This window comes from Janibacter sp. CFPM2_SD2, from assembly GCF_057364645.1.
The window spans coordinates 1-4,153 of the sequence record NZ_JBNFOF010000239.1 but is presented as its reverse complement, the minus strand read 5'-3'; the positions used below and the strand labels follow the sequence as shown (position 1 = coordinate 4,153).

At 72.6% G+C, this 4,153-nt stretch carries 5 protein-coding genes; all 5 read left to right on the top strand.

The window, feature by feature from the left end; genetic code table 11:
- Positions 1-477, top strand: a 477-nt coding sequence (locus AC2W7J_RS16355; RefSeq protein WP_485983695.1) for a hypothetical protein, incomplete at its 5' end; no start/stop codon positions are given.
- On the top strand, positions 474-959 hold the full coding sequence (locus AC2W7J_RS16350; protein ID WP_421007680.1) for a hypothetical protein: 486 nt from the start codon (positions 474-476) through the stop codon (positions 957-959). The genes AC2W7J_RS16355 and AC2W7J_RS16350, both read left to right, overlap by 4 nt.
- The gene (locus tag AC2W7J_RS16345; RefSeq protein WP_255184835.1) at positions 959-1,675 is read left to right on the top strand and encodes an FHA domain-containing protein; all 717 of its coding nucleotides are present in this window, start codon (positions 959-961) and stop codon (positions 1,673-1,675) included. The genes AC2W7J_RS16350 and AC2W7J_RS16345 overlap by 1 nt, the downstream gene beginning before the upstream one ends.
- A gap of 7 nt (positions 1,676-1,682) precedes the next feature.
- A complete protein-coding gene (locus AC2W7J_RS16340) occupies positions 1,683-2,939 on the top strand; it encodes an NHL repeat-containing protein (protein WP_485983693.1) in 1,257 nt (418 codons plus the stop codon).
- A 156-nt stretch (positions 2,940-3,095) separates the two neighbouring features.
- Positions 3,096-4,064, top strand: coding sequence for an AAA family ATPase (locus AC2W7J_RS16335; RefSeq protein WP_255184833.1), 969 nt, complete (start codon positions 3,096-3,098; stop codon positions 4,062-4,064).
- Positions 4,065-4,153 lie beyond the last annotated feature (89 nt).

Here is a 4,153-nt window from a genome sequence, read left to right as displayed (position 1 = left end):
CGACCCGTCACGTCCTCCGGCCCACGGCCGGCTCCAGACGCCGGCCGGCGCCGGATGCTCCCGATCGCCGCCGGCGTCGCGGCCCTGCTCGTCGTCGTCGGCATCGTCGCCGGCGTGATCGCGCTCAACGGCCGCGGCGGCGGGGAGGCGAGCTCGAGCAGCTCCTCCTCGGCGTCCGGTGGCGCCGCCTTCGGCGGCAGCGTCCCGACCTTCGAGATGAAGCAGGAGGGGTCGAAGGCCGTCATCACGATGAAGGTCGACGGCTTCCAGGACGGTGACAGCTACTTCGTGCGGGCGGGGCCGGGAGATGCCGACCTCTCCCGGATCACGGCGTCCGGCGTCGGCAACATCACCGACGGCACGGGCACCTTCAGCCAGGAGTTCGGCACCTCGGACCGGGTCTGCAGCCAGGTCCAGGCGCGTCGCGGCACCGACGCGTCGCCGTGGACCGAGATCAAGTGCCTGGACAAGTCGTGACGACCCCGACCGTGCCCCCGCAGGGTCAGCCGGCGCCGCCCGAGCCCCCGTCGAAGGGGATCGAGGTGGGCCTGATCCCCTTCGTGGCCGGGATCGTGGGCCTCGTCGTCGCGGCAGCCGTCCTCGCCCTCGTCCTGTGGGTCACCCGCGAGGATGCGCAGCCGCCTGCGCCCACGTACACCGACGCGACGCAGCCCAGCGGCGCGCTCGCGGACTCCCCGACCCTCGAGGTCACCGTTCACGACGAGGTGCTGCGCTGGGAGATGACGTACCCGGACCTGCGCACCGGTGACCGCTTCCGCATCCGGACCGGTCTCGACGAGGACCAGGTGTCCGGTGAGCCGGTCACGCTCCTGCCGGGGGAGACGGTCTACGAGCAGACGCTCGCCCCCGGACAGCGACAGTGTGGGATGGTGCAGGTCGTCCGGGGTGGGCAGGTCTCCGGGTGGTCGACGGTCCAGTGCGAAGAGGTGGGTGGCTGATGAGCGACAGCGTGGTGACGGTGGACTTCTGCGGTGAGCTGCACGAGGCACCGCGGGAGGGCAGCCTGACGATCGGTCGGGAGGGCGACGTCGAGATCGACGACAACCCCTTCCTCCACCGGCACTTCCTCCAGATCACCCACGAGGGTGGCTGGTGGTGGCTGACCAACGTCGGCTCGACGCTCACCGCCACCGTCGCCGACAAGAAGGGCCTCTTCCAGGCCTGGCTCAACCCCGGCGCCCGCATCCCGCTCGCCTTCGAGCGGGTCACCGTGTGGTTCACCGCCGGGCCGACGACCTACGACTTCGACGTCCTCGTCGGCAACCCGAGCTTCACCTCGGTCGACCACGAGGTCCTCCTCCCGCAGCAGGGTGGCGAGACGACCGTCGGCCGGGTCGCCTTCACCCCGGACCAGAAGCTGCTCGTCGTCGTCCTGTGCGAGGACTTCCTGCGTCGTGACGGGGCCGGGCAGGGCACGATCCCCAGCTCCGCGGCGGCCGCCGAGCGCCTCGGCTGGAAGGTCACGAAGTTCAACCGCAAGCTCGACAACGTCTGCCAGAAGCTCGCCGATGCCGGCATCCGCGGCCTGCACGGCGGGCCGGGCAAGCTCGCGAGCAACCGCAAGTCGCGCCTCGTCGAGCACGCCCTGTCGACGCGCATGGTGACCGAGGACGACCTCGTCCTGCTCGAGGACCCCGAGAGCGCGGAGGGCTGAGCCCGGCATGACCGCTCAGGGGGAGCAGACCGCGGGCGCGCAGCGCCGCCCGCGACCGGTGTGGCTGCGGGTCGCCTCGGGTGGCGTCGTCGCGCTGCTCGTCGCCGTCGCCGCGATCTACGCCTGGCGCGCCGATGGGCAGCCGGTGCACGACGTCGCCCTCACCGACGGGGGCATCTGGGTCTCCGGCGGCCGCACCGGCTACTGGGGTCGGGTCAACACCGGCGCCCACGAGCTCGACCTCGTCGTCCAGGGCGCCGGTCGCTCCGGCAACGGCGAAGGGGTCGTGCGACCCGACGTGCTCCAGGACGGGCGGCAGGCGATCGGCGTCACCGCAGACCGCCAGCTCGTCGCCATCGACACCCGCACCGGCGAGCCGGTCCGGGACGACTCCGGCACGGTCGAGACGGTCCAGATGCCCGAGCCGCACTGGGCGACGGGCCAGGACTTCCAGCGGCCCGACCTCGTGGCCCTCGGCGGCGACACCCTCGCCTTCGTCGACCACGACACCGGGCGGATCGTCGGCACCCGGCTCGACCCCGAGGGCGGCAGCTCGATCGGCGACCTCGCCGAGGTCGGTCCGCTCGACACCGTCGGGCCCCGGGCCTCGATCACCGTCGACGACGACGGCGACATCATGGCCGTGTCGGCGCATAGCGGCCGGGTCGTCGAGATCCCGGCGAAGGGGGACGGCTTCGGCACCCCGAAGCGCACCTCCCTCCGTTTCACCGGCCGGGCCGCCGACATCACCGCGGTCGGCGACGCGTGGGTGGTCCTCGACCTCGAGACGGGCAAGGTCATGGCCGAGGGGCTGGAGCAGCCGCAGGCGCTGCCGGCGTCCAACGAGGAGGCCGGCCAGTCCCTCGTCGTGGCCACGCTCCAGCAGCCGGGGCCGGCGAGCCACGTCGTCGCCTACTCGACCGTCGAGAGCGCCGGCTTCATGCGGATCGACTCCGACAGCGACGGGGGCAACGAGGGTGAGATCCTCTCGGGCATCGACGAGGACAGCGGGGCCGGGGTCACCGGGGGCTCCCGATCGCGCTTCAACCGCATCTCACGCCCGGCGCTCAACGGCCCCTGCCTCTACGCGGCATGGGGCGAGGGCGGAACGATCCGCTGGGGTCGCACCTGCACCCAGGACAAGCGCCCGACCGTGGAGCTGCCCACCGAGGGCGAGCAGACCCGTCGCAACGGCGTCGCCGTGCGGCAGGCCCGTGGCCAGCTCGTGCTCAACGACCTCGACACCGGGCGGTCTTCGACCTGAGCCTGCCCGACGACGTGCGCGTCGACACCTGGCCCGGCGGCGCCCCCCGTGACGAGATCGAGCGCTACGAGCCGACACCCTGGGGTCGACCGACGACGTCGAGCCCCACCACCAGCCCCACGACCGCCACGAAGACCGGATGAGGAAGTAGGACGGATGAGCGTCACCCAGGAGCAGGCCAGCTGGTTCAGCCAGGCCTTCCAGCAGATGGTCGGCAACGTCGACCAGGTCGTCCTCGGCAAGCAGCACGTCGTGCGGCTGGCCCTCACCTGCCTGCTGTCCGAGGGGCACCTGCTCCTCGAGGACTACCCGGGCACCGGCAAGACCCAGCTCGCCCGGGCCATCGCGGGCACCGTGCAGGGGTCCTCGAGCCGCATCCAGTTCACCCCGGACCTGCTGCCGAGCGACGTCACCGGTGTGACGATCTACGACCAGCAGACCAAGCGCTTCGACTTCCACCGCGGCCCGGTCTTCGCGACGATCGTCCTCGCCGACGAGATCAACCGCGCCTCGCCCAAGACGCAGGCGGCCCTCCTCGAGGTCATGGAGGAGGGACGGGTCACCGTCGACGGCACCACCCACGACGTCGGGCGTCCCTTCATGGTCGTCGCGACGCAGAACCCGATCGAGCAGGCCGGGACCTATCGCCTGCCCGAGGCGCAGCTCGACCGCTTCCTCATGAAGACCTCGCTCGGCTACCCCGACCACGAGGCGACCGTCGCCGTCCTCGCCGAGGCCGGCCGGCGCGACCGCACCCGTGGGCTGCGCCCCGTCGTCACGGCGAAGGTCGTCGAGGACATGGCCGGTCTCGCCGACCAGGTCCACGTCGACCCGGCGATCCTCGCCTACGTCTCGCGCCTCGCCGAGGCCACGCGACGCCACCGCAACCTGCGCCTGGGTCTGTCGGTGCGCGGCTGCCTCGCCCTCGTGCGCTGCGCGAAGACCTGGGCGGCCAGCCAGGGCCGGACCCACGTCGTGCCCGACGACGTCAAGGTGCTCGCCGAGCCGGTGATGACCCACCGCCTGCTGCTCACCGCCGAGGCGGAGTTCGCCGGGGTGCGGACCACCGACGTCATCGGCCAGATCCTCGGCGAGGTCGCCCCGCCGACCGAGCGGGTGGCCTGAGCGGCCCGAGCGACCAGCAGATGACGACCGGAACCCCCACCACCCCCGCCCGGGCCCCCGCGCCGGGCGGGCCGCGTGCGCGACGACGG

Coding starts and splice junctions, on each gene's coding strand:
- AC2W7J_RS16345 (WP_255184835.1), top strand. CDS start 959: ATGAGCGACAGCGTGGTGACGGTGGACTTCTGCGGTGAGCTGCACGAG.
- AC2W7J_RS16335 (WP_255184833.1), top strand. CDS start 3,096: ATGAGCGTCACCCAGGAGCAGGCCAGCTGGTTCAGCCAGGCCTTCCAG.
- AC2W7J_RS16340 (WP_485983693.1), top strand. CDS start 1,683: ATGACCGCTCAGGGGGAGCAGACCGCGGGCGCGCAGCGCCGCCCGCGA.